The 26,797-nt window shown below is 74.8% G+C and carries 25 protein-coding genes; 9 read left to right on the top strand and 16 right to left on the bottom strand.

The window, feature by feature from the left end; all coding sequences use genetic code 11:
- Positions 1–417 precede the first annotated feature (417 nt).
- The 3 genes from UO65_RS18305 to UO65_RS18295 are packed head-to-tail and all read right to left on the bottom strand — an operon-like array spanning position 418 to position 4,484.
- Positions 418–2,799: a [protein-PII] uridylyltransferase gene (locus UO65_RS18305; protein ID WP_052021323.1), complete on the bottom strand. Its 2,382-nt coding sequence runs from the start codon at positions 2,797–2,799 to the stop codon at positions 418–420.
- 3 nt (positions 2,800–2,802) lie between these two features.
- A complete protein-coding gene (locus UO65_RS18300; RefSeq protein WP_035284183.1) occupies positions 2,803–3,141 on the bottom strand; it encodes a P-II family nitrogen regulator in 339 nt (112 codons plus the stop codon).
- 5 nt (positions 3,142–3,146) lie between these two features.
- Positions 3,147–4,484 carry an ammonium transporter gene (locus UO65_RS18295; protein WP_219994687.1) on the bottom strand — a complete coding sequence of 446 codons (1,338 nt, stop codon included), beginning with the start codon at positions 4,482–4,484 and terminating at the stop codon, positions 3,147–3,149.
- A gap of 172 nt (positions 4,485–4,656) precedes the next feature.
- Here UO65_RS18295 and UO65_RS18290 point away from each other — a divergent pair, with 172 nt between their 5' ends.
- The gene (locus UO65_RS18290; RefSeq protein ID WP_084175811.1) at positions 4,657–5,331 is read left to right on the top strand and encodes a (2Fe-2S)-binding protein; all 675 of its coding nucleotides are present in this window, start codon (positions 4,657–4,659) and stop codon (positions 5,329–5,331) included.
- A gap of 7 nt (positions 5,332–5,338) precedes the next feature.
- Here the strand turns inward: UO65_RS18290 and alc are convergent, their stop codons facing one another.
- The 10 genes from alc to ftsY all read right to left on the bottom strand — a co-directional run bounded on the left by alc (position 5,339) and on the right by ftsY (position 18,345).
- Positions 5,339–6,367, bottom strand: coding sequence for an allantoicase (gene alc / locus UO65_RS18285; RefSeq protein WP_035284180.1), 1,029 nt, complete (start codon positions 6,365–6,367; stop codon positions 5,339–5,341).
- On the bottom strand, positions 6,364–7,683 hold the full coding sequence (gene allB / locus UO65_RS18280; protein ID WP_035284177.1) for an allantoinase AllB: 1,320 nt from the start codon (positions 7,681–7,683) through the stop codon (positions 6,364–6,366). The genes alc and allB overlap by 4 nt, the downstream gene beginning before the upstream one ends.
- On the bottom strand, positions 7,680–8,915 hold the full coding sequence (locus UO65_RS18275) for a DUF6986 family protein (protein WP_052021321.1): 1,236 nt from the start codon (positions 8,913–8,915) through the stop codon (positions 7,680–7,682). The genes allB and UO65_RS18275 overlap by 4 nt, the downstream gene beginning before the upstream one ends.
- A gap of 1 nt (position 8,916) precedes the next feature.
- Positions 8,917–10,494: a malate synthase A gene (gene aceB / locus UO65_RS18270; RefSeq protein WP_035284175.1), complete on the bottom strand. Its 1,578-nt coding sequence runs from the start codon at positions 10,492–10,494 to the stop codon at positions 8,917–8,919.
- A gap of 28 nt (positions 10,495–10,522) precedes the next feature.
- Positions 10,523–11,206, bottom strand: coding sequence for a response regulator (locus tag UO65_RS18265; RefSeq protein WP_035284173.1), 684 nt, complete (start codon positions 11,204–11,206; stop codon positions 10,523–10,525).
- Positions 11,207–11,363: 157 nt separating this feature from the next.
- On the bottom strand, positions 11,364–12,218 hold the full coding sequence (locus tag UO65_RS18260; protein WP_152552144.1) for a class F sortase: 855 nt from the start codon (positions 12,216–12,218) through the stop codon (positions 11,364–11,366).
- Positions 12,215–13,081: a DUF4397 domain-containing protein gene (locus UO65_RS18255; RefSeq protein WP_052021320.1), complete on the bottom strand. Its 867-nt coding sequence runs from the start codon at positions 13,079–13,081 to the stop codon at positions 12,215–12,217. The genes UO65_RS18260 and UO65_RS18255 overlap by 4 nt, the downstream gene beginning before the upstream one ends.
- A 116-nt stretch (positions 13,082–13,197) precedes the next feature.
- Positions 13,198–16,047, bottom strand: coding sequence for a glycosyltransferase family 2 protein (locus UO65_RS33425; protein WP_052021319.1), 2,850 nt, complete (start codon positions 16,045–16,047; stop codon positions 13,198–13,200).
- Positions 16,048–16,150: 103 nt separating this feature from the next.
- The gene (locus UO65_RS18235; RefSeq protein ID WP_035284165.1) at positions 16,151–16,834 is read right to left on the bottom strand and encodes a LuxR C-terminal-related transcriptional regulator; all 684 of its coding nucleotides are present in this window, start codon (positions 16,832–16,834) and stop codon (positions 16,151–16,153) included.
- A 92-nt stretch (positions 16,835–16,926) separates the two neighbouring features.
- Entirely contained in the window at positions 16,927–18,345 is a 1,419-nt protein-coding gene (ftsY, locus tag UO65_RS18230; RefSeq protein WP_035284162.1) for a signal recognition particle-docking protein FtsY, read from the bottom strand.
- Positions 18,346–18,506: 161 nt separating this feature from the next.
- On the opposite strand from ftsY, the gene UO65_RS18225 reads away from it, so the two are divergent.
- Positions 18,507–19,679 (top strand): anhydro-N-acetylmuramic acid kinase, encoded by a 1,173-nt coding sequence (locus tag UO65_RS18225; protein ID WP_233427724.1) that lies wholly within the window; start codon positions 18,507–18,509, stop codon positions 19,677–19,679.
- On the top strand, positions 19,666–21,204 hold the full coding sequence (locus UO65_RS18220; protein ID WP_035284156.1) for a sodium:solute symporter: 1,539 nt from the start codon (positions 19,666–19,668) through the stop codon (positions 21,202–21,204). The genes UO65_RS18225 and UO65_RS18220 overlap by 14 nt, the downstream gene beginning before the upstream one ends.
- Before the next feature lie 9 nt (positions 21,205–21,213).
- Here the strand turns inward: UO65_RS18220 and UO65_RS18215 are convergent, their stop codons facing one another.
- Positions 21,214–22,131, bottom strand: a complete 918-nt coding sequence (locus UO65_RS18215) for a GNAT family N-acetyltransferase (RefSeq protein ID WP_152552143.1) — start codon at positions 22,129–22,131, stop codon at positions 21,214–21,216.
- 65 nt (positions 22,132–22,196) lie between these two features.
- On the opposite strand from UO65_RS18215, the gene UO65_RS18210 reads away from it, so the two are divergent.
- The 3 genes from UO65_RS18210 to UO65_RS18200 all read left to right on the top strand — a co-directional run bounded on the left by UO65_RS18210 (position 22,197) and on the right by UO65_RS18200 (position 23,763).
- Entirely contained in the window at positions 22,197–22,493 is a 297-nt protein-coding gene (locus tag UO65_RS18210) for a GNAT family N-acetyltransferase (protein ID WP_035284151.1), read from the top strand.
- A gap of 220 nt (positions 22,494–22,713) precedes the next feature.
- Positions 22,714–23,130 carry a hypothetical protein gene (locus UO65_RS18205; protein ID WP_035284148.1) on the top strand — a complete coding sequence of 139 codons (417 nt, stop codon included), beginning with the start codon at positions 22,714–22,716 and terminating at the stop codon, positions 23,128–23,130.
- A gap of 39 nt (positions 23,131–23,169) precedes the next feature.
- Positions 23,170–23,763, top strand: a complete 594-nt coding sequence (locus UO65_RS18200) for a DinB family protein (protein WP_035284145.1) — start codon at positions 23,170–23,172, stop codon at positions 23,761–23,763.
- Positions 23,764–23,779: 16 nt separating this feature from the next.
- On the opposite strand, the gene UO65_RS18195 is transcribed toward UO65_RS18200, so the two are convergent.
- Both UO65_RS18195 and UO65_RS37465 read right to left on the bottom strand, forming a co-directional pair.
- Positions 23,780–24,475 carry a CAP domain-containing protein gene (locus UO65_RS18195; protein ID WP_052021318.1) on the bottom strand — a complete coding sequence of 232 codons (696 nt, stop codon included), beginning with the start codon at positions 24,473–24,475 and terminating at the stop codon, positions 23,780–23,782.
- A 105-nt stretch (positions 24,476–24,580) separates the two neighbouring features.
- Positions 24,581–25,135: a hypothetical protein gene (locus tag UO65_RS37465; RefSeq protein ID WP_084175806.1), complete on the bottom strand. Its 555-nt coding sequence runs from the start codon at positions 25,133–25,135 to the stop codon at positions 24,581–24,583.
- A gap of 176 nt (positions 25,136–25,311) precedes the next feature.
- Between UO65_RS37465 and UO65_RS18185 the strand changes: the two genes are divergently transcribed.
- From UO65_RS18185 to UO65_RS18175, 3 genes are read left to right on the top strand one after another with little or no spacing between them, the layout of a single operon-like run.
- On the top strand, positions 25,312–25,605 hold the full coding sequence (locus tag UO65_RS18185; protein WP_035284136.1) for an acylphosphatase: 294 nt from the start codon (positions 25,312–25,314) through the stop codon (positions 25,603–25,605).
- A gap of 23 nt (positions 25,606–25,628) precedes the next feature.
- Complete coding sequence (locus UO65_RS18180) at positions 25,629–26,153, top strand: sigma-70 family RNA polymerase sigma factor (protein ID WP_035284133.1); 525 nt, start codon at positions 25,629–25,631, stop codon at positions 26,151–26,153.
- Positions 26,150–26,797 carry an anti-sigma factor family protein gene (locus UO65_RS18175; RefSeq protein ID WP_035284131.1) on the top strand — a complete coding sequence of 216 codons (648 nt, stop codon included), beginning with the start codon at positions 26,150–26,152 and terminating at the stop codon, positions 26,795–26,797. Before UO65_RS18180 ends, UO65_RS18175 begins: the two co-directional genes overlap by 4 nt.

The following is a 26,797-nucleotide window of genomic DNA, read 5'->3' as shown; positions in this document are numbered from 1 at the left end:
GGCGGCCGGTGCGGCGGTCCTGGGGCTGGTGGCGGTGACCGTGCTGGTCCGGTTCGCCCGGGAGGACGGGGTGGCGGTGTTCTGGCCGCTCGAGGGCGGGGCGGCGGTGGCCGCGGCGGCCCTGCTGGTGGTGGCCAGGTCCCGGCTCGCCGGGAAGGCGGCGGTGTGATCGTTCCCGGGTCCCCCGCTGGGCGGGGGACCCGGGTCGACCCACGACCGAACCGGCGCGGACCGGGCCGTCCGGGTGGGGCCCGACCCCTCGACGGGCCCCTCCCGGCATCCCGGTCGAGTGGGTTCCCCCGGCCCTCCCCGGCCGGGGTCCGCCACTCGGTGGGGACGGGAAAAGTCTGTCGTGGACGGTGGGGGCGGCCCAGCGTGAAGCCACCCGGGTGGCGCTGAGTAGGACTACCCAACCGGTCAGCGGGCGGCTTGGAGCACGGCCACCTCGACGGCGCTGCGCCAGCCCGGGGTGGTGCCCGCGGCGAAGCTGAACGAGTCGACCGCGGAGCCGCCGAGGGTGGCGACGCGGGCCCACAGGACGTCGACGCCGCAGCGCTCGAGGGCGTCGGCGACCGAGTGCAGCAGGCCGATGCGGTCGGCGCAGCGGAGTTCGACGACGACCGCCGCCGAGTCGAGGCCGCCCGCCTCGTGGTCGAACCAGAGGACCTTGGGGGCCGGGGCGTCCTCGGCGCGACCGCCGTAGTCGCGTTCCTTGGCGGCCAGCTTCTCCGCCAGGGGCAGGGAGCCGGAGACGGCCCTGGTGAACTGCTCGCGCAGGAGGGCCGGGTCGGGCATGGAGCCGAAGCGGGGGGTGACCGAGAACGCCCCGACCGCCACGCCCGCGTGCGAGCCGACCGTGGCGGCGTGCACCTCCAGGGAGTTCAGCGCCAGCACGCCCGCCGCGCGGGAGAGCACGCCGGGGAAGTCCTTGGCGACGAACGTGACCGTGGCCAGGCGGTCGACCGTGTCGACGTGGATGTCGGGTCTGCCGGACTCGGCGGCCGTCTGCGCGAGTGCCCGTTGGGCGTCGTCGAGGGGGTCCGCGGCCGGGAGGGGGGTGCCCGCCATGGCCATCCGGCAGTGGGAGACCAGTTCGGCGGTGAGGCGGGCCTTCCAGTCGGTCCACACGCCGGGGCCGGTGGCGAGGGAATCGGCCTCGGCCAGGGCGTGCAGGAGTTCGAGCAGGACCGGGTCGCCGCCGAGGGTGTCGACCACGCGGTGGACGGTGGCCTCGTCGGTGACGTCGCGGCGGGTGGCGGTGTGCGGGAGCAGGAGGTGGTGGCGGACCACCGCCGAGAGGGTGGCGACGTCCGCGGCGGGCAGGCCGAGCCGGGCGCCGACCTGGGTGGCCAGCGCGGCGCCGACGACCGAGTGGTCCTGGCCGCGGCCCTTGCCCAGGTCGTGCAGCAGCGCGCCGATGAGCAGCAGGTCGGGGCGCGAGACCGAGGTGACCAGGCGGGCGGCGTTCACCGTCGCCTGGACCAGGTGGCGGTCGACGGTCCAGACGTGCGCGGCGTCGCGCGGGGGCAGGTCGCGGACCGCGCCCCACTCCGGGAACAGCCTGGCCCACAGGCCGGTGCGGTCCAGCGCCTCGACCACGTCGGTCAGGCCCTCGCCCGCGCCGAGCAGCGCCACCAGGTCCTGGCGGACCTCCTCGGGCCACGGGGCGCGCAGTTCCGGGGCGGACTCCCCCAGCCTGCTCAGCGCGACCGGGGCGATCGGGTGCCCGGTGCGGCCCGCGGCGGCGGCGACGCGCAGCAGCAGGCCGGGGTCCTTGCCGGGGTCGGCGTCGCGGGCGAGCGCGACCTCGTTGCCGTGCAGGACGACGCCCTCGTCGAGCGGGCGGCGCTCGGGTTGGCGGCGCAGCACGCCCAGCACCTTGCGGGTGGGGGTGGTGGCGCCGGTGGAGCGCAGCGCCACGTCGAGGGCGTAGGCGATGGTGCGCCCCGCCCCGGACAGCGCCCTGGCGAGGGCGAACCGGTCGCCGAGGCCCAGGATCGCGGCGATCTCGTCGCCGTCCTGCGGGCGCAGCACGTCGCGCGGGCGGCCCGCGATGCGGCGCAGTTCGGTGCGGGTGTCGAGCAGCAGCGTGTGCGCCGCGACCACCTCGGGGCCGGGGCGGTCGATCAACTGCGCCAGCGCCAGCGCGTCCAGGATCGCCAGGTCGCGCAGGCCGCCGCGGCCGTGCTTGAGGTCCGGTTCCACCCAGTGCGCGACCTCGCCCGCGCGGGCCCAGCGCTGCCGGACGGACTCGATCAGCTCGCCGAGCCGCTTGCGCACCCCGCCGCGCCACTGGGCGCGGGCGGCGGTGGCCAGCCGGGCGGTGATCTCGGCGTCGCCCGCCATGTGCCGGGCGTCGAGCAGGCCGAGCTGGGTGCGCAGGTCGTGCGAGGCCACGTCCAGGGCCTCGCCGACGGTGCGCACCGAGTGGTCCAGGCCGACCCCGGAGTTCCACAGCGGGTACCACAGCCGCTCGGCCACCGCGTCGACCGGTTTGCGGCCGTCGTGCGCCAGGACCAGGTCGAGGTCGGAGAACGGGACCAGTTCCCGCCTGCCCAGGCCGCCGACGGCCAGCAGCGCGACGCCCCCGCCGCGCCCGCCGACCCCGGCCTGCGCGGCGTGCGCGGTCAGCCAGAACTCGTGCAGGTCGGCGAGGGCCTCGCGCAGGGCGCCGGGGTTCAGCCGGGAGCCCGACGGGCCCGCGGACCTGGTCGTCGCGCCCGCGCCGAGGAGCCGGTCGCGGGCGCGGACCAGGTCCGCCGCCGTCGGGGTCGAACTCGCGTGCTCCCCCTGTGCCATGTGCTAGATCGCGTCCGTGCCGCGCTCTCCGGTGCGGACCCGGACCACGGTCTCGACCGGCGTGACCCAGACCTTGCCGTCGCCGATCTTGCCGGTGCGGGCCGCCTCGACGACCGCCTCGACGACCTTCTCGCCCATGGTGTCGTCGACGAGGACCTCGACGCGCACCTTGGGGACGAAGTCCACCGAGTACTCCGCGCCGCGGTAGACCTCGGTGTGGCCCTTCTGCCGCCCGAAGCCCTGGACCTCGCTGACGGTCATGCCGAGCACGCCGATCTGCTCCAACGCCGCCTTCACGTCGTCGAGGGTGAACGGCTTGATGATCGCGGTGATCAGCTTCATGCCCGTCAGCCTTCCTTACCGGAGTTCGCGGCGACCCTCTTGGTCAGCACGTCGGCCGCCTTGCCCACACCCGCGCCACCGCTGCGGAGGCTGGAGAACTCGTAGGCGCTCTCCGCGTGCTCCGACTCGTCGATGCCGGTGACCTCGGCCTCCTCCGACGCCCGGAAGCCGATGGTCTTGTTGATGATGAACCCGAGGACGTAGGTCAGCACGAACGAGTAGGCCATGACCACGACCGCGGCCAGCGCCTGCTTGCCCAGCAGACCCAGGCCACCACCGTAGAACAGCCCGTTGGAGCCCGCGGAGTTCACCGAGTCGGTGGCCAGCAGGCCGATCATCAGGGTGCCGACGAGGCCGCCGACGAGGTGCACGCCGACCACGTCGAGGGAGTCGTCGAAGCCCAGCTTGTACTTGATGCTGACTGCCAGGGCGCAGAGGGCACCGGCGACGACGCCGATGACCAGCGCGCCGATCGGGTTGACGAAGCCCGCCGCCGGGGTGATGGCGACCAGGCCGGCGATCGCGCCGGAGGCGGCGCCGAGGGTGGTGGGCTTGCCGTCGCGGAACTGCTCGACGACCAGCCAGCCCAGGACCGCCGCGCCGGTGGCCACCGTGGTGGTCAGGAACGCGACCCCGGCCAGCTCGCCCGCGGTGACGGCGGACCCGGCGTTGAAGCCGTACCAGCCGAACCAGAGCAGGCCCGCGCCGAGGAGGACGAACGGCAGGTTGTGCGGGCGCATCGACTCGCGCGGCCAGCCCTTGCGCTTGCCCAGCACCAGGGCCAGCGCCAGGCCCGCGGCACCGGCGTTGATGTGGACCGCGGTGCCACCGGCGAAGTCCAGCGCGCCGAGCTTGTTGGCGATCCAGCCGCCGACGAAGTCGGTGCCGGTGGTGCCGTCGAAGTTGAACACCCAGTGCGCGACCGGGAAGTAGACGATGGTCACCCAGACCGCGATGAACAGCGTCCACGCCCAGAACTTGGCGCGGTCGGCGATGGCACCGGAGATCAGGGCGGCCGTGATGATGGCGAACATCATCTGGAACACCATGAAGACCGTCATCGGCAGGGTGCCGACGAGGGCGGTCTCACCGAGCAGGTTGGCCCCGCCCAGGAAGTCCCCGCCACCGAGCAGGCCACCGCCGACGTCGTTGCCGAAGGCCAGGCTGTAGCCGTAGAGCACCCACAGCACGCTGACCACAGCCAGGGCGATGAAGCTCATCATGAGCATGTTGAGCACGCTCTTGGCGCGCACCATGCCCCCGTAGAAGAAGGCGAGTCCCGGCGTCATCAACATGACCAGCGCCGCGCTCACCAGCACCCAGGCTGTATCTCCTGCGTTCACATCGTCCTCCCGTGAACTAATGATTGCGGGAAGCATCGGGGGGTGCTGTTTCGCCGACGGGCGCGTGAGGTTTCGCAGCGGTGAACTACCGACCGGTCCGTGTTACGGACGCGTTTCCCCATCCGGCCGCCCGACGACCGCCGCGGACCCGTGCCGGTAACGTGACCTCGCCATGCTTGACGCCCCCGCGGTCCACCGCCTACTGGCCGAGCGCCTGCCCGCGCACGCCGGTTCGTCGACATCCGGCCTGCTGGCGACCCCCGTGGCCGGGTTGCTCGACCCCGGCGCGCTGCCCGGGCGGCTGCGCGGTCTGTCCCGGTTGTACCGGACCGACGACCCGCACACGCTGGGCACGCTGTGGTGGTACTCGGCGAGTTCGGTCGTCTTGGCACCGACGGTGGAGTCACTGCTGGTGACCGGGACCGCGCTCGACCCGGGGCGGGTCACGGTGTACGCCCACCCGGATGGCCGAATGCTCGCGGCCCGCTCGGACGCGGTGTGTGCCGAGCCCGGTCCGGCGCTGGCCGGGGTGATCGGCGCGTTCGCCGACCTGCTGGGCGACGCCCTGGGCACCTCGACGCGGCCTTTCTGGGCCATCGCCGCCGATTCGCTGGCGAATCGGGTGCTGTGGGCGGGTGGCACCGGAGAAACGGCGGTGGCCCTGGCCGCCGGTGTCGGAGCGTCACTGCCGGTGCCCCGCTTTGTTTCAGTGGGGGGACAACAGGTCGTGCGCCGCGCGTCCTGCTGCCTGGTCTACCGGGCGGGGGGCGCGGCGAAATGCGTGAGCTGCCCGCGGCAATCGCCGGAGGAACGGGCCGCGCGGTTGCGCGCGGTATTCGGCGGTTGAGCGGAATTCAGTTCCCGGAGACTTCCGCGAAGCGGCGGAGGAAATCGTCGCGGCCCGCGTCGGTCATCGCCCCGTGCAGCCGCAGCCGGGCCATGCCGCCGTCGGGGTGGATGTCCATCCGCACGTGCGTGGTCTGCCGCCGCTGCGCGATCGGGAACCGGTGCACGGTGTCGGGTTGCAGGCGGGTGCGCTCCAGCAGCGGGAACCACGCGGTCGGGTCGTCCGGGTCCGCGGTCGTGCTGTCGCAACCGGACAGCGTCGCCCAGCCGGGCGCGTTGCCCTTGAAGTGCGTGGTGTCCAACTCGGCCAGGCGCAGCACACCGGCGGCGGCCAAGGCGACCACGACCCAGTCGTTGGCGCCGTCGCGGCGGCGGGCGGTCTCCCAGCCCTCCCCCATCACCTGCGCGTTCCCGGGGGCCAGCAGGTTCGCCGGGGTCGAGTAGAACATGTTGCTGCACGCCACGACCGAGCCGCCGTGCGCCAGCGCGGCCAGGTCGAGCGAGCCCAGGTCGAGCAGCGCCGGGTCGGCCACCGGGGTGCCGTGCACGCGCAGCCTGGCCACCCCGCCGTCGGGGTGGATGGTCAGCCGGACGTGGGTGAACCGGCGCGGGGAGACGACGTCGAACGGGTTGCGGGTGTCGCCGCCGAGCGGGGAGCGCGGCACGACCACCTCCCAGTCGGCGGCCAGCAGCTCCGCCGGGCTCGGGTAGCCCTCGGCGGCGAGCGCGGAGACGGTGCACTCGGGCGGGTAGTTGCCGGTGAAGAACGCGGTGTCGACGACCACGCCGCTGATCACCCCGGGCAGGCCGAGGCGCACGACCACCTCGTCGTCGCCCGGTTCCCGGCGCCTGCGGGTCTCCCAGCCGTCGTAGACCTGTCCCTTGTGGCCGAAGGTGGCGGGCCGGAACCCGGCCGGGGCGGGGGTGATCAGGTTCTCCCGCTCGGCGAAGGTCTCATCGTTGGCCCACAGCACCGAGCCGCCGACCCGGCGCGAGGCCAGGTCCGGCCGGGTCACCCAGGCGCGTTCGCCGTTCACGCGTGTCCCCTCCTCAGCAGTCGTCCGCGCGGTTCCCCGGCCACCGGGGCCCCGCGCAGCCAGGTCGAGCGGACGACACCGCGCAGGGTGGCGCCGTGGTACGGGGTCACCGGGTTGCGGTGGCGCAGCGCGGCGGCGTCGACGGTGAAGGTGTCGTCGGGGGCGAAGACCACCAGGTCGGCGTCGCAGCCGACGGCGATGCGGCCCTTGCGCGCCAGGCCGACCAGGTCGGCGGGCCCCTCGGCCATCCAGCCGACGACCTCCGACAGCTCAACCCCGCGCTCGCGCGCCCCGGTCCACACCGCGGGCAGGCCCAGTTGCAGGCTCGACACACCGCCCCAGGCCTCGCCGAAGTCGCCGGAGTCCAGCCGCTTGAGGTCCGGGGTGCACGGGGAGTGGTCGCTGACCACCACGTCGATCACGCCGTCGCGCAGGCCCTCCCAGAGCAGTTCCCGGTTGGCGGCCTCGCGGATGGGCGGGCAGCACTTGAACTCGGTGGCGCCGTCGGGCACGTCCTCGGCGGTGAGGGTGAGGTAGTGCGGGCAGGTTTCCACCGTCAGCGCCACCCCCTCGTCCTTGGCGGCGGCGATCATCGGCAACGCGTCCGAAGAGGACAGGTGCACCACGTGCGCGCGGCCCCCGGTGGCCCTGGCCGCGGCGATGATCCCGGCGATGGCGGAGTCCTCGGCGGCGCGCGGGCGGGAGGCGAGGAAGTCGGCGTAGTCGCGGCTGTTCGGCGGCGCTTCGACGATCCCGCCGTCCTCGGCGTGCGCGATGAGCAGCGCGCCCAGACCCGCGGTGACCCCGAGGTGTTCGGCGAGCTGGTCCGGGTCGAGGTGGCCGAATTCGGCGACACCGGAGTCCAGCAGGAAGCACTTGAAGCCGAACACGCCCGCCTCGTGCAGCGCGGCCAGCTCACCGGCGTTGCCCGGCACGGCCCCGCCCCAGAAGCCGACGTCGACGTGCACCCGGCCGGTCGCGGCCTCCTGCTTGACCCGCAGCGCCCGCACGTCGGTGGTGGGCGGCAGGCTGTTGAGCGGCATGTCGACGACGGTGGTGACCCCGCCCGCGGCGGCGGCCAGGGTGGCCGACGGGAAGCCCTCCCAGTCGGCCCGGCCGGGGTCGTTGACGTGCACGTGCGTGTCGACCAGACCGGGCAGCAGCACCTCGTCCCCGGCCAGCTCGACCACCTCGGCGCCGTCGGCGTCGGCGGTCAGCAGCTCGATCGCGGTGATCCGGCCGTCGACCACGCGCACCGCGGCGGGCCGCTCGGTGCCGTCGACGATCGCCCGGGGGGCGCGGAACAGGAGGGTCACGCGGTTCTCCGCTCGATGAGGGCGTTCAGGTCGTCGGTGCCCAGGCCGGAGTACGCGGTGACCTCGTCGGCGGTGAGGGCGCCGCAGTCCACGGCCCGGCGCAGGGACAGGGCGAGCGCGGCGGCGGTGGCGGGCTCGTCGAGCACGGCCGAGCCGGTGGTCCTGGCGACGTAGGCGGCCAGGCGCCCGCCGTCGGCCTCGGCGGAGGCCAGGTGGTGGGCGTACACCGCGGCGTAGCGGGTGACCAGTTGCGCCGGGTGCAGGTCCCAGCCCTGGAAGAAGCCGTGCCGCAGCGAGCGGCGGACCAGCGTGTAGTGGGTCGACCAGTTGCGGTGCACGGTCTCGCGGTCGCCGACCGGCAGCAGGTTCGACGAGCCGTCGGACAGCCGCACCCCGGTGCCCGCCGCGCCGACCTGCATGGCGTGCCGGGCGAAGTCGCAGGCCGCGTGCGCCAGGTGCTGCTCGGCGGCGCCGAGGCCGCAGGCGGCGGTGTAGTCGTAGGTGCCGAAGTGCAGGCCGCTGACCCGGCCCGCCCCGGCGGAGATGAGCCGGGGCACGGTGAAGCGGCCCTCGGCGTCGATCACCGCCTGGGTGGTCTCGATCTGGACCTCGAAGCGCAGCGCGCCCCCGGCCAGCCCGAGGTCGCGCTCCAGCAGCCCGAGGACGTCCACCAGGACCTCGACCTGCTCGGGGACGGTGACCTTGGGGAAGGTGAGGGCGAAGCCCGGCGGTGGGCCGCCCGCGGTGGTGAGCACCAGGTCGAGGGTGCGCAGGCCGCGGTCGAGCAAAGCCCTGGTGTCGAAGGACTTCATGCGGATGCCCGCGCTCGCCAGGCCCCACCGCGCCAGCAGGCCCGCGGCGCGCACGGCGTCGGCGTCCTCGTCCGCGTCGGCGCGGGTGCCGTAGCCGTCCTCGAAGTCGACCCGCAGGTCCTCGATCGGCTCGGTGGCGAGCTTGGCGCGCACCCGCTCGTGCACGGCCCCGGCCAGGGCCTGGTCGAGCCCGAGGACTTCGGCCAGCGCCGCCGCGTCGGGGGCGTGCTCGTCGAGGGCGGCCAGGGCGGCGGCGCCCCAGGCGGTGGGGGTGTCGTCGGTGACCTTGTCGGCGGGGACGTAGCAGGTGTGCACCGGCTGGCGGGTGCCCGGGTCACCGGGGTAGCGGGCGGCTCGGGCGGCGTCGGGGGCGGTCAGCCTGCTCGTGGCGGCGGCCAGCAGTCCGGGGTCGAGGGGCACGTCAGATCCGCTCGTAGGCGGGGACGGTGAGGAAGTCCGGGTAGTCCTCGGCGAGCGCGACTTCCTCGAACAGCCCGGCGGCCTCCGCGAGCCGCGGCAGGTCGGCCAGGTCCGCCCGCACCTCGGCCAGCACCGCGCGCACCAGTTCGGGGGTGACGGTGTCGCCGGTGTCGAGGACGACGCCGTTGCGCACCCACTGCCACACCTGGGACCGGGAGATCTCCGCGGTGGCCGCGTCCTCCATCAGGTTGTGGATCGCCGCCGCGCCGTTGCCGCCCAACCAGGACGACAGGTACCGAAGGCCCACGTCGACGGCCGCGCGCAGGCCCGCCGCGGTGGCCGACCCGGGCGCCGAGGCCAGGTCGAGCAGGTCCGCCGGGGTCACCGCCACCTCCGGGCGCTGCCGGTCGAGCTGGTTGGGCCGCTCGCCAAGGATGCCGTCGAAGACCTCCCGGCAGACCGGCACCAGGTCCGGGTGCGCCACCCAGGACCCGTCGAACCCGTCGCCCGCCTCCCTGCCCTTGTCCTCGCGCACCTTGGCCAGCGCGCGGGCGGTGACCCCGGGGTCGCGCCGGTCGGGGATGAACGCGGCCATGCCGCCCATGGCGAACGCGCCGCGCCGGTGGCAGGTCTTGACCAGCAGCTCGGTGTAGGCGCGCATGAACGGCGCGGTCATGGTCACGCTGTCGCGGTCGGGCAGCACGAACCCCGGCCCGGCGTCGCGGAAGTACTTGATCAGGCTGAACAGGTAGTCCCAGCGGCCCGCGTTGAGGCCCGACGCGTGCTCGCGCAGCTCGTGCAGGATCTCCTCCATCTCGAACGCGGCCGGGATGGTCTCGATCAGGACGGTGGCGCGGATCGTGCCGTGCTCGATGCCCAGCTCCGCCTGGGCGTGGGTGAACACGTCGTTCCACAGCCGCGCTTCGAGGTGGCCCTCCAGCTTCGGCAGGTAGTAGTACGGCCCGGCGCCGCGGTCGAGGGCGGCCCGCGCATTGTGGAAGAAGTGCAGCCCGAAGTCGACCAGCGCGCCGACCGCGCGCCTGCCGTCGACCAGCAGGTGCTTCTCGTCGAGGTGCCAGCCGCGCGGGCGGACCACGATCGTGGCGGGCCGCACGGCCGGGTCGAGGGCGTAGGACTTGCCCTCCGGCGAGGTGAAGGTGATCTGGCCGCGCACGGCGTCGTACAGGTTCACCTGGCCGGACACCACGTTCGCCCAGTGCGGGGTGTTCGCGTCCTCCAGGTCGGCCAGCCAGACCCGGGCGCCGGAGTTGAGCGCGTTGATAGCCATCTTGCGCTCGGTCGGGCCGGTGATCTCCACCCGCCGGTCGCGCAGCGCCTCGGGCGCCGGGGCCACCGACCACTCCGCTTCGCGCACCTCCCGCGTCTGCGGCGGGAAGTCCAGGGTGCCGGTGCGGGCCGCGTGCTCGCGGCGGACCGCGCGGGCGGCCAGCAGCTCGTCGCGCCGGGCGGCGAAGGCGGTGTGCAGACCGGCGACGAACTCCAGCGCGGCGGGGGTGAGGACCACCCCGCCGCGTTCGACGTCGCCGCCGGTGATCTCGACCGTTCCGCTGTGCGCCATGGGGACATAGTGACCCGAGAAGCCGCGTTCAGGTACCCGCCGCGCGATCGGGCTGCGGCAGCAGCAGCCGGTGGCGGACGGCGAGCGAGGCCGCTTCGAGCCGCGAGTGCACGCCCAGCTTGGTCAGCAGCGCCTGCACGTGGGTGCGCACCGTGGTGCCCGAGACGCCCAGCCGCCGCTCCATCGCGGCGGTGCTCGCACCCTCCACGAGCAGGGCCAGGCACTCGCGCTCGCGCGGGGTGAGGTGCGCGGCCAGCCGGTGCGCCGCGGCGGCGTCCGGGGAATGCCGGGGCGAGCGCCCGGCGGGCACGTCGACGACCGTCTCGCCGTCGAGAACCCGGCGCAGGGCGTGGGCGAGATCACGGACGCCCGCGGTCTTGTGCAGGTAGCCCGCGGCGCCGCCGTCGACCGCGCGGCGGACCGCGGCGGGGTCGCCGTCGGCGCTGAGCAGGACGATCCGGGTGCGCGGGGAGGCTGCGGCCAGGGTGGGCAGGGCGGCCACGCCGTCGCCGTCGGGCAGGTGCCGGTCGAGCAGCAGGATCGCCGGGGTGGCCGCGCGGACCGCGGCGAGCGCCCCGGCCAGGGTGGCGGCGGTGTCGCGGACCCGGAAGCCGTGCGCCTCCAGCACCGCGGCCAGCGCCTCGGTGAACACGGTGTGGTCGTCGCACACCACCACGTCCGCCCGGCGCGGCTCCCCGTCGGGGGCGGTCACCGGCGCGCCGGGGCGGGCGGTCCGGCGGCGGCGCGGTCGGGTGGCACTGGGCGCTCCCCCCGGTGGTCGGCTCCGATGGAGTGTTCGTCGACCGAGGGTGCCACGCCGCGGTGGGCGGCGCGGGCGGATGCCCCCGATCCGGTGGCGGGCGCCGGGATCACGGCCCGGCGAGCGTCGCCTCGACGATGATGTTGTCGCGGTAGCTGCGGGCCGAGTGGTCGAACGCGCCGCCGCAGGTGACCAGGCGCAGTTCCGGACCCGGGGTGGGCGCGTAGACCTCGGCGGTGGGGAAGTCGGCCTTGGGCGAGCGGCGCGTCCCCGTCACCGAGAACACCACCGTCGAGCCGTCCGCGCGCCCCACCTCGACCCGGTCGCCCGGCTTGAGGTCCACCAGTCGGTAGAACACACCCGGTCCGGCGTGGGAGTCGACGTGCCCGGCCAGCAGCGCCGGGCCGACCGAACCCGGGGCGGCCCCGGCGGCGAACCACCCGGCGACCGCAGCGGACTCCGGCGGGACCAGCACCCCGGTGCCGTCGACGGCCAGGTCGACCAGGTCGGTGTCCACCCCGATGGCCGGGACGCGCAGGTGCGTCGGCCGCTTCGGCGCGGGGTCCGCGGTGGACCCGCCGTCCCAGGTGGGCGGTGGGCCGTCCGCCGCGTCCTGGCCCGCGACCGGCGCCCAGGACACCGGCCCGCCCGGCGGCGGCGCGGGCTCGGCGGTGCCCCCTGCCTGGCACCCGGCGACCGCGAAGACCGTGGCCACCGCGACCAGCCGCAGCGCGGTGCCGAGCCCGCCCACGGCGCCGGGTCTGCGCGCGGTGCCGGGTCTGCGCGCGGTGCCGGGCCTGCGCGCGGTGCCGGGCCTGCGCGCGGCGCCGGGCCTGCGCGCGGCGCCGGGCCTGCGCGCAGCGCCGGAACTGCGCGCGGCGCCGGAACTGCCTGCGATGCCAGCCCCGGACTCGGCACCGGGCCTGCACGCGGCGACGGGCCTGCCCGCCGCTGGTGCGCTCATGCCCGGCGGCGCCGCGGCAGCGCGGCGGCGAACAGCCCGCCTGCGGCGCAGGCCGCGAGCAGCAGGCCCAGCGCCACCACCTCGACACCCGAGCCCTCGGTGTCAGCGCTGCCGGTGCCGGTGGCGTCCGCCGTGCCGCCGAAGCCGGTCTCCACGCCGCCCGCGGGCACCACCTCGGCGCCCTTGGCGTCCGCCTTGACCTCGGCGACGAGCCTGCCCTCGCGTTCGAGCACCAGCACCGTGTAGACGCCGCCCGGGTCGAGGGTGACCGACAGCTCGGTGGGGCCCGCGCCGATCGGGGCGACCTGGAACGCGGACGCGCCCGAGGGCACCAGCGCGTAGTCGGTGGCGGCGCCGAACACGGCCTGGCCGGTCACCGGTTGCCCGGCCCGGTCGATGGTCAGGTTGCCCGCGTTGGGCGCGGCGTTGACCACCCGCATCCGGGCCTGGCCGTTGGGCGGCAGGCTGATGTCGTCGTTGAGCACGCGCAGCGCCAGGCCGTCGAACTTGCCCAGGCCCGCGACGGTGTAGGCGTTGCCCTCGCCCGCGTCCAGGGTCGCGGAGATGACCGGGGCGCTCGCCGGGTCGGCCCCGGCGGGGCGCATGGCGATGGTGTAGGTGCCCGGCTCGATGCGCTGGTAGCCGGAGACGTCGCCGTAGCCGACGCCGCCCAGCCGCACCGACCAGTCCGGGCGGCCGAAGCTGGTGACGGTCACGTCGACGTTCGGGGTGTCCGGGGAGAGATGGGCCAGGCGCAGGTAGGTGCCGGTGGCCGCGCTCGCGGGCAGGAGGCCCGCGGTCAGTGCCATGAGGACACCGGCGACGAGCAGCGGGACCAGGGAACGCCGGAGGGTTGTGCTCATCGCGGTGGTCCTTCATCGGGTGGAACCAAAGGAAGCGGTAAGGGAAGACTGTGAAGGGAGTCGTCCTGGGGCGGAAAGTGTTATCACGCGACGGGAATCGTTGTTCCCGGAAAGTGTCACCGGGGGGCGGGGTCACCGGGGTTGGGGATGCGCCAGTCGAGCGCGGCGCGGCCGTCCCCGGTGGGGCGGACGTCGCTGGGGGCGTAGGGGCCGCGCTGGGCCTGGACCCAGGCGCGCAGGGTGTCGACGACGGCCGGGTCACCCGCGGGCCGCCCGTCCACACTCGACAGGACGACGGTCCGGTCGGGCAGGTCCGAACCGTTCTCCGCCACCGGTTTCGAGGTGTCGGCGACGACCAGGTCGTGCTGGGCGCCGATCTCGGCGAGCACGGCCATGGCGCGGAAGTCCAGGGCGCCCGCGCGCAGGACCGCCTTGACCTCCTCCGGGCTCTGGATGCGGGGGTTGTCGGCGAGCTGGGCGCCCGCCGCAGTCCGGTCGGGTCCGCCGCTGTGCACGGCGGTGCCGTCGGCGAGGCGGGCGGTGAGGCCGTCGAACCGGGCGACCACCAGGCCCGCGCCGTCGGCGGGGGACACGGTGTAGTGGGCGTAGCCGCCCTCCGGGCGCACCTGCTGCGGTGCCCGGCCGCGCAGGTCGCGGCGCAGGTCGGAGACCAGCAGCGGCGGCGCGGCGAGGGTGGCGCCGGGGGCGGCGGCGACAGTGAACCAGTCGGCGGCGCCCCGGTGGTCGACGGCGGGCGCGACCGGCAGCACGGCCGCCGCCCCCGCGCCGACGACGGCGAGCCCGGCCAGCGCGGCCACCCCGACCGCGACCCGGCGGACCGCGGACCGCTCGGTGGCGGTCCCGTCGAGCAGGGCGGCCAGCCCGAGCGCGGCCCCGGCCACCGCGGTGGCGAGCAGCACGTCCGAGTCGAGCACCGCCGAACCGGCGGCGACGGCCAGCAGCCCGGCCGACCCGGCGCGGGCCCGGCCGCGGACCAGACCGCCGACCGCGACCACGGCGACCGCCACCAGCAGCCACACCCGCTGCGCGGCGGCGATCGGCGCGGCGTCCGACACCCCCACCAGGCCCAACCCGGCCAGCAGCGCGGCGAGCGCGCCACCGGCCACCAGCACGGCGACGGCCACCACGACCCGGCGGACCTCGCGCGCCCGCTCCCGGTCGCCCACCCACCAGGCCGCGGCGGCGACGGCGACCGGGACGACCAGCGCGGGCACGGTGACGACGGCCCCGGCGACCGGGATGACCGCCGCGGGCACCGCCTTCCAGCCGACCCTGGCGGCCAGCGCCAGCGGCACGGCGGCCACGGCGAGCCAGGCGGCGGCGATCGGCCCCGGCCCGGCACCGGCGAGCACGCCGATCGCGGGCGGGCACACCGCGACCGCGGCGAGGGCGACCGCGACGGCCACCGGCCGCAGCCGCAGGACCGCCGCGGCCACCAGCAACCCGGCGGCGAAGACGGCCGCGCAGACCACCGACAGCTCGCGCACACCGGTCAGCACGGTCGCGTGCCGGTCGAACGCCCCGGTCAGCGAGGCGTACCCGGCGAGCTGGGCGGCGGCGGGCACCATGCCCTCCGGCACCGCCCCGCCGAACCCGGCGACCCGGCCGAACACGGCGTCGACCAGCCCCGGCTCGGAGGCGGTGGCGGGCAGCGTCGAGACGGCGGCGGCGACCCGCAGGGTCAGCACCACCCCGGCGGCGACCCCGACCAGCCACGCCACGGCCGCCGCAGGCCTCGAGCGCCACCACGGCCCCTCGGGCGGCGGCGGTTGCGCGGTGCGCACCGGGCTCAGCCAGGGCGCGGTCGCGGGCCGGTCGCGGAACGCGTGCGGCAGCGCGGACAGCAGGACCACCGCGTCGACGAGTCGCATCAGCGGCAGGAACAGCGCAGGCAGCAGGTACCCGGGCTGCCGCTGGCGCAGCGCGACCAGGGCGGTCAGCAGCAGGTCGGGCAGGAACACGCCCAGCAGCACCGTCCACACCGGCAGCAGCCCGAAGCCGAGCAGGAACGGCAGCGCGAGCAGTACGGCGGAGGTGAGCACGCTCTCCACCGCGAACCAGCCCAGACCCAGCACCTGCGGGCCGCGGCGCAGCCCGTTGCGGCGCACCGCCTGCCAGAAGCCGACCGCCCACTGCCGGGCCTGGCGGACGTAACCGCGCGGGGTGTCCGGGTCGCGGGTGCCGACCACCGCGCCGCGCACCACCACGACCCGACCCAGGCCCGCGCGGTAGATCTGGTTGGACACGTCGAAGTCGGCGACCGGCACGCCCTCGGGCGCGAGGTCGACCCGCTCCAGCACCGAGGTGCGGAACATCCGCGCCGGGCTGGGCAGGACGCGGGCGGCCTCGGCGTTGGGGCGGGTGCGGATGATCGTCAGCAGCAACTGCGCGAGCGCGTAGGCCCGGCCCCGGTGGGCGGTGACCAGCCTGCCCAGGGGGCCGCGGCGGGCGGTGGTCCAGTCGGTGCGGGCGAACCCGGCCACCGCGACCACGTCCGGGTCGTCGAAGATCGGCAGCGTGCGGTCGAGGAACGCCGGGTGCGGCCGGTGGTCGACGTCGAGGACCAGCACGTACCGGTAGTCCTGCGGCACCCGGAACCCGGTGAGCCCGGCGACGACCGCGCCGGAGCGGCCCAGCGGCGACACCGTCTCCACGACGTTGACCCCGTGCTCCCTGCCGATCTCGGCGGTGCGGTCGGTGGAGGCGTCCGAGACCAGGAAGACGTCGCCGCGCGCGACCAGCCGGGTGGCGGCGGCGAGCGCCTCGGCGACCTCGGACTCGGCGTCGTGCGCGGCGATGACCACGGCGACCTCGCCGAGGACCTTCTTCTCGCGCACACCGCCGACGAGCGAGCCGCGTTCGCGGTCGCGGCGCAGCACGCCGAGGACCACGTTCACCAGCGGACCGATGCCCACCACCAGCAGGGCCAGGAGCCAAGGAATCACGTGCGGAACCCCATTGCCACCCCGTTGTCGACAACCCCCGACTGTTGTCACAGAGCGTAGGCGGGCGTCCTCCTCATGGGGTCAGCCCAGAGGATGAGATTTCTTACGTTGTCTGGTGGGGATCACGTCGTGTCGGTAGTAGTCCGGCCGCGCGGGCCGTGCTGACCGCCGCCAAGCGGGAGTGGACGCCGAGCTTGCGGTAGAGGGAGTGCGTGTGTGTACGCACCGTGTTCGCCGAGAGCCCCAACTCGGCCGCGATCTCGGTGCCGCGCAGCCCGTCGACCATGCTGACCAGCACCTGCCGCTCGCGGCCGGTCAGCGCGGCGAGCGGCCCGCCGCCCTCGCGGTAGCGGCTGACCTCCTCGCGCAGGCCGCGCAGCACGGCCCCGAGGTGCCGCGGCGGGAACCACCCCTCGCCCCGGCAGACCCCGCGCAGCACCTGCACCAGGTCCGCGACCCCGGACTCCTTGGGCACCCAGGCGTCGGCGCCGAGCCGGGCCGCCGCCACGACCCGGTCGGCGTCGTCGAGGCCGGACAGCACCACCAGCCGGGCGCCGGGGGCGGCCAGCCGCAGCGAGGTGAACAGCTCGACCTCGTCGACCCCGGCCGAGTCCGGGTCGACGGTGATCACGTTCGGCCGCCCCCGCTCGACCCTGGCGAGCAGGTTCGGGTCGTCGGTGGCGCAGCGTCCGAGCACCCACAGGTCGGTGAACGCGCCGAGGCGGACCGACAGCGCCTCGGTCACCAGCTCGTGGTCGTCGACGAGCCACAGGCGCACCGGGTCCATCCCCCCACGGTGCCCCATCGACCCATGCCCCATCGACCAGTGCCCCGTCGACGGCGGCGCTGTCCCGGGCACGGGTCGGGCGCCCGGCCGGGTCAGCCGAGCAGGGCATCGACGAAGGCCACCGGCTCGAACGGGGCCAGGTCGTCGGGGCCCTCGCCGAGGCCGACGAGCTTGACCGGGACGCCCAGCTCGCGCTGCACCTGGAAGACGATGCCGCCCTTGGCGGTGCCGTCGAGCTTGGTCAGCACGATGCCGGTCACCTCCACGACCTCGCCGAAGACCCTGGCCTGGGTGAGGCCGTTCTGCCCGGTGGTGGCGTCGAGCACCAGCAGGACCTCGTCCACCTCGGCCTGCTTCTCCACCACCCGCTTGACCTTGCCCAGCTCGTCCATCAGGCCGACCTTGGTGTGCAGGCGGCCCGCGGTGTCGACCAGCACCGCGTCGACGGCGGCGGCGCGACCGCGCTTGACCGCGTCGAAGGCGACCGCCGCCGGGTCGGCCCCCTCCTTGCCGCGCACGACCTCGGCGCCGACCCGGTCGGCCCAGGTCTGCAACTGGTCGGCGGCGGCGGCGCGGAAGGTGTCGGCCGCGCCGAGCACGACCGTGCGGCCGTCGGCGACCAGGACGCGGGCGAGCTTGCCGGTGGTGGTGGTCTTGCCGGTGCCGTTGACGCCGACGACCAGCACCACGGCGGGCTGCTTGGCGTCGCCGTCGCCGTGCGGCAGGGCGCGCACGGCGCGGTCGAGGTCGGGGCGCAGCGCGTCGACCAGGACCTCGCGCAGCAGGGCGCGGGCGCCGTCGGCGGTGCGCACGCCCCGGGAGACCAGTTCGGCGCGCAGCCGCTCGACGACCTCCGCGGTGGTGCGCGCGCCGAGGTCGGCCAGCAGCAGGGTGTCCTCGACCTCGGTCCAGGAGTCCTCGTCGAGGTCACCGGCGCCGAGCAGGCCGAGCAGGCCCTGGCCGAGGGTGGACCGGGAGCGGGAGAGCCGTCCGCGCAGCCGCTCCAGGCGACCTGCGGTGGGCTCGATCTCGTCCTGCGCGGGGAACTGCTCGGTCAGCGGTTCGCCTTGGACGGGCAGTTGCTCGGTGACCGGTTCGGCCTGCACCGGGAGCTTGTCCGTGGGCAGGGAGGAGACCGGGGCGGGCTCGACGGGCGCGGTGCCGGTCGGGGGCGTGCCGGTGGTGGTCGCGTCCGGGAGCGCGATGTCGACGATGCCGCGCTTCTCGGAGTCGCGCGGCACCGAGGCGTCGTCGCCGACGCCGGGCTGGCCGTCGACCTCCGTGCGCTCACCGGCCGGGTGCGCGGGCGGGGCGAGCGGGGCGTCCTTCGGCTTGGCCGGGGCGAGGCTGATGCCCGCCCCCGCCTGGTAGCCGCCGCCCTTCGGCTTCTCGACGGCCTCGGGCTTGTCCAGGGTGATCCGCCGCCTGCGCGCCAGCACGACCCCGGTGACCAGGGCGGCGAGCAGCACGACAGCGACGACGACCAGGATGATGATCACGGTGCTCGACACCGGGCCATCCTCGCATCCCGGCCGGTGGGCGGCCGGGATGCCACCCCCGGTGGGATAAGAACCGATTTAGCGTCAATTTGGTCAATCACCAACCAAACCCTTGCGCGCGCTCGGGGTGTGCAATAGACCACAGGGTCATGGGTTGGCGGCGGGTGCTCGGGATGATCTCCGGAACGTCGGTGGACGGCATCGACGTGGCCGTGGCCGACCTGCGGCTGCGCTCGGGGGTGGTGGAGCTGTCCCCGGTCCGGCACGCCGAGGTCCCCCACCCGGAGGCGTTGCGCGCCGACCTGCTCGCCGCGCTGCCCCCGAACCCGTGCGACGCGCGGACCCTCTGCCGCCTCGACACCGGCGTCGGCCAGGCCTTCGGCGCCGCCGCCGCGCGGTTCACCGGCGGTGGCGACAGCGGCGTCGACCTCGGTGTCGACCTCGTGGCCTCCCTGGGGCAGACCCTCTACCACTGGGTCGACGGCGGTGACTGCCTCGGCACGCTGCAACTGGGGCAGCCCGCGTGGATCGCCGAGGCCACCGGGCTGCCGGTGGTGTCGGACCTGCGCGCCCGCGACGTCGCCGCGGGCGGGCACGGGGCGCCGCTGGCGGGCGTCCTCGACCGGCTGCTGCTCGCGGCCGAGCCGGGCACCGCCGCGCTGAACCTCGGCGGCATCGCCAACATCACCACTGACAGCACCGCGGGCGGCCTGGCCTTCGACACCGGCCCGGCGAACGCGCTGCTCGACGCGGCGGCGCTGGCCCGCACCGGCACCCCGTGCGACACCGACGGCGCCCTCGCCGCCCGCGGCACCGTCCGCCGCGACCTGCTCGACGTGCTGCTCGCCGACCCGTACTACGCCGCGCCCGCGCCCAAGTCGACCGGCAAGGAGCACTTCCACGGCGGCTACCTGGACGCGGCGCTCGCCCGGGTGCCCGCGGTCGCCGACGCCGACCTGCTGGCCACCCTCGTCGCGCTGACCGCGATCACCGTCGCCCGGGCGTGCGCCCCGCACCGGCCGAGGCGGGTGCTCGCCTCCGGCGGCGGGGTGCGCAACCCGGCGCTGATGACCGCCCTGGCCGCCGCGCTCGCCCCGACCGAGCTGACCACCACCGACGCGCTGGGCCTGCCCGCCGAGGCCAAGGAGGCGTACCTGGCCGCCCTGTTGGGTTTCCTGACCTGGCACGGTGTCCCGGTCGACGCGGGCACCGGCGGCGGCGCCCGGGTGCTCGGCAGCGTCACCCCCGGCCGCGACCCGGCCCGCTGGCCGGAACCGCTCGACGGCACCGCCGAGTCCCTGCACCTGTCCCCGCAGCCCCCTGGAGGCCCCCGTGCGCGCCCTTGACCTCGCGATCATCGCGGTCTTCCTGGTCGGCATGCCCCTGCTGGGCATCAAGATCGCCGGGCGGCAGCGCTCCGGCGCGGACTACTTCGTCGGCGAGGGCCGGATCTCCTGGTGGGTCGCCTGCCTGTCGGTGGTGTCGGCGGAGACTTCCACGCTGACGGTGCTCAGCGTGCCGACGGTCGCCTACCTGGGGGCGTTCACCTACCTGCAACTGGCGATCGGCTACGTCCTGGGGCGGGTCGTGGTGTCGTTCGTGCTGCTGCCCCGGTACGTGGCGGGCAACATGACCACGGCCTACAACTTCCTCGGCAGGCGCTTCGGCGCCGGGTTGCAGGGCACGGCGTCTGTGACGTTCCTGTTCACCCGCCTGCTGGCCGACGGGGTGCGGCTGTTCGCCACCGCGATCCCGATCAAGGTGGTGCTCGCCGCCTACGGCCTCGACGCCTCCTACCTGCTCATCGTGGCGGCGCTGGGCGTGGCGATGGTCGTCTACACGTTCTTCGGCGGCGTGCGCGCGGTGATCTGGGTCGACGCCATCCAGATGCTCTGGTACGTCCTGGGCGGGCTCGCGGTGATCCTGGTGCTGATGGGCAAACTGCCCGACGGCTGGTTCTCCTCGGCCTTCGACGCGGGCAAGTTCTCCCTGCTGGACTTCGCCTCCAGCCCGCTGTCCAACCCGTACTCGTTCGTCACCGCCGTCCTCGGCGGCGCGGTCCTGTCCATGGCCAGCCACGGCGCCGACCAGCTCATCGTGCAGCGGCTGATGGCCTGCAACGACGTGCGCGCCAGTCAGAAGGCGCTCGTCGCCAGCGGGGTCGTGGTGTTCTTCCAGTTCGCGCTGTTCCTGTTCATCGGCACGATGCTGTGGTCGTTCTACCGAGGCGTCGACCCGGTCGGCGACCTCGGCCTGGGCACCAACGACGAGCTGTTCGCCCACTTCATCGTCACCGAGCTGCCCAGCGGCCTGTCCGGCTTCGTGATCGCGGGCATCCTGGCGGCCGCGCTCAGCTCCTCCCTGGGCGCGCTGGCCTCCTCCACGGTGACCGACGTGTACCAGAAGGTGGTGCGCCGCACGCTGTCCGACGCGGAACTGCTCAAGCAGGGGCGCATCTGGACCATCGTCTGGGCGGGCGCCCTGATCGTCTTCGCGTCCCTGTTCACCACCACCAAGAACCCGATCGTGGAAACCGCGCTGGCGATCACCGGCTACACCTACGGCGCGCTGCTGGGCGCGTTCCTGCTGGGGCTGTGGGTGCGCAAGACCCGCCAGGCCGACGCGATCGCGGCGTTCGTGGTGACGGTCGCGGTGATGGCGTTCGTGATCCTGGGCCTGAAGTTCAGCCGCTCCGGCGCCTTCCTGGGGGTGGACTTCGCCAAGGCCACCAAGGAGTCGGTGGCCCTGGCGTTCCCCTGGTACACCCCGCTGGGGGTGCTGGTGACCCTGGTGGTGGGCGGCCTGCTGTCCCTGCGCCACCGGGAACCCGCCCGGTGGGCCGAGGAGGAGCACCCCGCCACGCCCACCTGACCGGGTGGGCTACTTGCGCCGGTAGCTCACCAGTTCCAGGTGCAGGTCGAACCCGAGTGCGGTGAACATGCGCTCGGAGGCGTCGTTGCCGAGCGCGATCACCGCCGCCGCCCGCGGGCGGGCACCGTGCTCGGCGGCGAGGGCGCGCAGCAGGGCACCGACCAGCGCCCGGCCGGTGCCGACCCCGCGCACCTCCGGGTCCACCGCCACATAGTCGATGTAGAGCTCGTCCTCCTGCGCGAAGCCCGCCGCGTAGCCCAGGACGCCGTCGACCCCGGTCTGCACGACCACGGTGTGCCCGCGGTCGCCGTGCACGAGCTGGCGGCCGGTGACGGTGCGGTTGGGGAAGCAACGCTCGTGCAGGGCGGCGACGCCGTCGACAGTCGTCTGGTCGCCGCCGAGCAGCCGGGGCTCGCCGCCGTCGGGCACCGCGCACACCAGTACCGAGCGCAGTGCCTGGCCGGTGAGGGTGAACACGCGGCTGGCGCCCATGGGGTCGAAGCCGTGCCGGGCGGCGAGGTCGGCCAGCCGCCGGTGCTTGCGGTGCCCGTAGAGCTCCAGGTCGACCACCCCGGTCAGCCGGGGCAGCGCCAGGGCTGCGTCCACGAGGTCGTCGGCGGTGTTGTGCCAGGCCTGGCGCTCGGCCGGGTGGCCCTCGGGGAGGTCGACGAACGGGCCGAGCAGCCAGGCCCGGCCCACCTCGGGGTCGGCGTCGACGCTGAGCACCCCGCGGACGCCGCCGTGGTCGTCGACGGCCACGACCGCCCCCGACGACCAGTCCGGGCGCAGGCCCGCGAGTTCGTCGGCGACCTCCGCCGCCGTGGTGCCGTGGTAGCCGATGAGCTGTTCCGGATCGCCCTGCAACCTGGTGACCAGGTCGACCACCGCGGCTTCATCGGCGGGAACCGCGAGACGGATGACATACATACCGGAATCGTGAACGCTGGCGGTGTCGGAAAGCGAGCAAATTAACCCGAGGGGCAGGAACGGCAGTGGCGGACAAGATCGACCTGGAGCTGCGCGAGGACACCGGCGGCCACCGCTTCGAGGGCGTGGCCGACGGCGAGGTGGCCGGGTACGTCCAGTACCACCGGCTCGACGACGCCATCGTGCTCATGCACACCCAGGTGTCCGACGGCTTCGCGGGCCGGGGCGTGGGCGGCGCGCTGGCCAGGGCGGTGCTCGACCACCTCCGAGCGGAGGGCACACCCGCCCGCCTGTACTGCCCGTTCCTCCGCGGCTGGGTCGACAAGCACCCGGAGTACGCGGACCTCGTCGTGGACGCCTGAGCACCGACACCGAGTCGACACCGTGCGACCGGCCCCCCGCGGAGGGTGACCGGTGGGGCCGGTCGCGCCGGTTCCGTCGCCCATCCGGGCACACCCACGGGTCCGAGACGGTCTTGTGACTTGATTGTCGGCCGATCGGCCCGATACTTGTGCGACCTCAGACAGTCCCATCCGGACGGACGCCGATCCGACCCCGGTCGTGCCCAAGGAAGGCCTCCACATGGCCAGTTTCGACCCCAAGAACGTCACCCCCGTCGAGTGGATGGGGATCGGCGCGGGCGCCGCCGCCTTCATCTTCAGCTTCCTGCCCTGGGTCTCGATCTCCGCCTTCTTCAGCGCGAGCGCGTGGAACTCCGGGCTCCTCGCCTGGCTGCCGGTGCTGCTGCTGGTGGTCGCGGCCGGGCTGCTGCTCGCCACGCACTTCGGCACCGCGGTCAAGAACCTGCCACTGATCTGGCTGGTGCTGGCGGGCGTGTCCGTGCTGTTCATCCTGCTGCGCTGGGTCACCCTGAGCGACGACGACTACATGGGCGTGGTGAGCGCCGGGGTCGGGCTGTTCCTGGGCCTGGTCGCCGCGATCGTGTCGACGGTCGGCGCGGTGCTGACCTTCCAGGCCACCCGCAGGCACGTCGCCTGACGGTTGCCCGAACGGGATCGCCCCGGCCATGCTGCGTGCGTGGACGGGGCGATTCTGCGTTCGGCGGTCGAGTGCTGCCGCGACTTCCTGGCCGGGCACACCGGCGGCGACTGGGCTCGGCCCGGCGAGGCGGTGGAGCTGTCGACCGGGCAACTGGTGGCGCACGTCGGCGAGACGCTGCTCTGGTACTCGGCGGACTTCCTGGCGGGGGCGGCGGAACTGTCCGTCGCGCAGGTCAAGCTGCCCCCGGACGGCCCGCCCGGTGAGTTGCTGCGGGCGCTGGACACCTACGGCCGGATGCTCGCCCTGCTGGTCGACGCGGCGCCGCCGGGCCTGCGCGGCTTCCACCCGTTCGGTTCCGCCGACGCCTCCGGCTTCGCGGCCATGGCGGGGGACGAACTCCTGGTGCACACCGGGGACGCCGCCGCGGCCCTGGGTGTGGACTTCGCTCCGCCCGCCGAACTGGTCACGCCGGTCCTGGAGCGGATCTTCCCGTGGGCGCCCACCGGCGCCGACCCGTGGCGGACGCTGCTGTGGGCCAACGGCCGCACCGCGCTGCCCGGGCACCCGAGGCTCGACCGGTGGCGCTGGCACTGCGCGCCGCTCGACGAGTGGGACGGGACGATGCCGTAGGGCAGCCCGGCCGGGCTCAGCGGCCGAAGTCCTGCACCCAGTAGTGGCCCTCGGCGGTGAAGCCGACGCCGAGGGTCTTGAGGTCGCAGTCGAGGATGTTGGCGCGGTGGCCCGGTGAGTCCATCCACGCCCGCATGACGTCCTCGGCCGTGCGCTGCCCCTTGGCGATGTTCTCCGCCGCCGGGTCGGGGTGCCCCGTGGCCCTCGACCGGTCGACGAACGAGCGGCCGTCCTGGCTGACGTGGGAGAAGTAGTCGTTGGCCGACATGTCGACCGCGTGCGCCTGCGCGGCGGCGGTGAGCCGGTCGTCGGGTGCCAGCGGGTCGCAGCCCGCCGTGGCGCGCTCGTCGTTGACCAGGGCCAGCACCCGGGCGTCCGCCTTGGCGGCGCGGGTCGTGGGCGGGGCCTCGGTCGTGGTGGTGACGGGCGGTGGGTCCGAACTGGGCGGGGTCTCGGGTGGCGGCGCGGTGGTGGAACTGGGCGCCGGGGAACCCGTTCCGGGGTTCTCCGGCCTGTCCGGTGGGCCGCTGCCGTTGCCCGAGGGGGCGTCGACCGGGGTGGAGGCGTCCTGCGGGGGGATCACGATGCGCTGGGCGGAGAGGCCGAGGGCGACCTCGTCACTCCGGTCCGCGCCCGCACCGGCGCCGGGCGCGAGGCCCAGCACCGTGGTCACCCCGGCCGTGCCCGCCCCCACCGCGAGGGCCACGAGCACGGCCGGGAGTAAGGCGGATCGTCCCCGACGTTGTGTCACGGTTTGGCAACGTACCACTTTCGAGTGACGCCACCGCTACGCCGAGTGGCGCAACCGGACTGGTGCTCAGCCCCCGCCGGGAGGCGGCGTGGTGGGTTCGACGGGCGGGTTGGTCGTCGGTGGGTTGGTCGTAGGCGGGTTGGTCGTCGGTGGATTGGTCGGCGGCTTGGGCGTACTCGGTGGCGTGGTCGGAGATGTGCCGCCGCCTCCTCCCCCGCCACCGCCTCCTGCACCACCGCCACCGCCGCCACCGCCGCCCGCCGGGGGCGGGGTCTGGCCGGGGCTGCTCTTGCGGGTGGTGGTCGTGGTGGTGCCGGTGGTCGACGCGCCCGCCTCGGTGGTGGTCGTGCCGGAGGTCGGCGCGCTGGTCTCGGTGGCCGCGGTGGTGCTGCTCGCGGCGGTCGGCGTCGAACCGGTGGTGCGCGACGTGCCGACCTGGACCTCCTCGTTCACCCGCGTGGGGACCGACTGGCCGCCCTCGCCGTTGGCGAACGCGGCCACGGCGGCGAACACGGTGGAGAGCACCACACCGGAGACGCCGAGGATGGCGTAGGACGAGCGGCGCAGGCCGGGCCGGTCCTCGGGCGGGGCCACCTCGGCCCGGTCGATCGGATCAGACATGAACCGTTAACCCTTCCTGGACTTCCGGTGCAGGCTCCCAGCCCCACCCCGCGGCCCGGCGGTGCGCCGGATCGCGGTCGGGACGCACGTCACGACGCGGTAACGTATCACCCGACGACAAAACTCCCCTCCCGGGCGCGGGCGGGCGACGGGTCTGTGCACGGCACGATAGCGGGGTGTCCGAGGTGGCCGGGGAACCGGATGTGCGGGTGACGGCGTGGGTGCGCGGCACCGTGCAGGGCGTCGGCTTCCGGTGGTGGACCCGGTCCCGCGCGCTGGAGCTGGGGTTGGTCGGCTGGGCCCGCAACACCGCCGACGGCAGGGTCGAGGTGGTGGCCGAGGGCACCCGGGCGCGCTGCGACGAGCTGCTGGCCGCGCTGCGATCGGGCCGGTCGCCGGGGTCGGTCGAGGTGGTGGTGGAGCAGTGGGGCGCGGTCAAGGGCGACCTGGTCGGTTTCGTCGAGCGGTGAACCGGGGGGCGGCGGACGGCGTAATGCCGGACGTGCCCACCCCCGAGGAGGACGACGTCTTCGTCCGCGAGCTCTACGACCGCTACCGGCGGCCGCTGCTGGGCTACGCGCTGCGCGCGGTGGGCGGCGACCACCAGCGCGCCGAGGACGTGGTGCAGGAGACGCTGCTGCGCGCCTGGCGCAACGCCGGGACGCTGGAGGCCGACAAGGCCGGGCCGTGGCTCTACACGGTGGCCCGGAACCTGGTGATCACCGGCTACCGCAGGCAGCGGGCCCGGGTCGCCGAGGTGCCGATCGAGGACAAGGACTGGCCGCGCGCCGGGGACGAGTTCGAGCAGGTCCTGCAGGGCTGGCAGGTGGCCGAGGCGATGCGGGCGCTCTCGCGCGACCACCGCAACGTCATCGCCGAGCTGTTCTACCGGCGGCGGACCGTGGCGGAGGCGGCGAAGGTGCTGGGGGTGCCGCAGGGCACGGTCAAGTCGAGGTCGTTCTACGCGTTGCGCGCCCTGCGCGACGCCCTGGAGGAGCGGGGGGTGACGGAGCTGTGACCTGTACGAAGACGATGTCCCTCGGCGCCTACCTGCTCGGCGCGCTGGACCCGGCCGAGCGCGCCGACTTCGAGGCGCACCTGCACCGGTGCGACTCCTGCCGCGGCGAGCTGGTGCGGCTCTCGCCGCTGCCGGGCCTGCTGCACCGGGTGCGCGTGGAGGACTTCGAGGACGCCGTGGAGCCCACCGAGGCCGACCTGCTGGTCGTCCCGGAGCCGGAGCCGCGCCGCGGGGTCTGGGCGAAGCGGAAGGTGCTGCTCAGCGCGGCCGCGGCGGTGGTCGTGCTGGCCGCCGCCGGGGTCGTGGGCTTCGAGGTGCTGCGCCCGGAACCGACGTCGACCCCGCCGTCGGTGAGCTGGTCGGCGACCGATTCGGCCAGCGGGGTCCGCGCGGACGTGCGGCTCATCGACCGCTCCTGGGGCACCGAGGTCAAGATCAAGTTGCACGACGTGCCGCCGGGCAAGCCGTGCAAGCTGGTGGTGCGCGGCCGCGACGGCAACCGCGAGGTGGCGGGCTGGTGGGGCAGCGGCGGGCAGGACGAGGAGATCCCGGGCAGCACCTCCATCGGCCGGTCCAGCATCAGCCGGGTCGAGGTGGTGACCGACGACGACATCGTGCTGGTCGACGTGCCCGCGCCCGCCTGA

This window comes from Actinokineospora spheciospongiae, from assembly GCF_000564855.1.
Classification (GTDB): Bacteria; Actinomycetota; Actinomycetes; order Mycobacteriales; family Pseudonocardiaceae; genus Actinokineospora; species Actinokineospora spheciospongiae.
The sequence above is the reverse complement of the archived record's forward strand: the minus strand, read 5'-3'. Positions and strand labels throughout refer to the sequence as shown.

What these genes read in the sequence shown, in the direction of transcription:
- UO65_RS18305 (WP_052021323.1), bottom strand. Translation starts at nt 2,799, where the DNA reads ATGGCACAGGGGGAGCACGCGAGTTCGACCCCGACGGCGGCGGACCTG.
- UO65_RS18300 (WP_035284183.1), bottom strand. Translation starts at nt 3,141, where the DNA reads ATGAAGCTGATCACCGCGATCATCAAGCCGTTCACCCTCGACGACGTG.
- UO65_RS18290 (WP_084175811.1), top strand. Translation starts at nt 4,657, where the DNA reads ATGCTTGACGCCCCCGCGGTCCACCGCCTACTGGCCGAGCGCCTGCCC.
- aceB (WP_035284175.1), bottom strand. Translation starts at nt 10,494, where the DNA reads ATGGCGCACAGCGGAACGGTCGAGATCACCGGCGGCGACGTCGAACGC.
- UO65_RS18260 (WP_152552144.1), bottom strand. Translation starts at nt 12,218, where the DNA reads ATGAGCGCACCAGCGGCGGGCAGGCCCGTCGCCGCGTGCAGGCCCGGT.
- UO65_RS18255 (WP_052021320.1), bottom strand. Translation starts at nt 13,081, where the DNA reads ATGAGCACAACCCTCCGGCGTTCCCTGGTCCCGCTGCTCGTCGCCGGT.
- UO65_RS18235 (WP_035284165.1), bottom strand. Translation starts at nt 16,834, where the DNA reads ATGGACCCGGTGCGCCTGTGGCTCGTCGACGACCACGAGCTGGTGACC.
- UO65_RS18225 (WP_233427724.1), top strand. Translation starts at nt 18,507, where the DNA reads ATGATCTCCGGAACGTCGGTGGACGGCATCGACGTGGCCGTGGCCGAC.
- UO65_RS18215 (WP_152552143.1), bottom strand. Translation starts at nt 22,131, where the DNA reads ATGTATGTCATCCGTCTCGCGGTTCCCGCCGATGAAGCCGCGGTGGTC.
- UO65_RS18205 (WP_035284148.1), top strand. Translation starts at nt 22,714, where the DNA reads ATGGCCAGTTTCGACCCCAAGAACGTCACCCCCGTCGAGTGGATGGGG.
- UO65_RS37465 (WP_084175806.1), bottom strand. Translation starts at nt 25,135, where the DNA reads ATGTCTGATCCGATCGACCGGGCCGAGGTGGCCCCGCCCGAGGACCGG.
- UO65_RS18180 (WP_035284133.1), top strand. Translation starts at nt 25,629, where the DNA reads ATGCCGGACGTGCCCACCCCCGAGGAGGACGACGTCTTCGTCCGCGAG.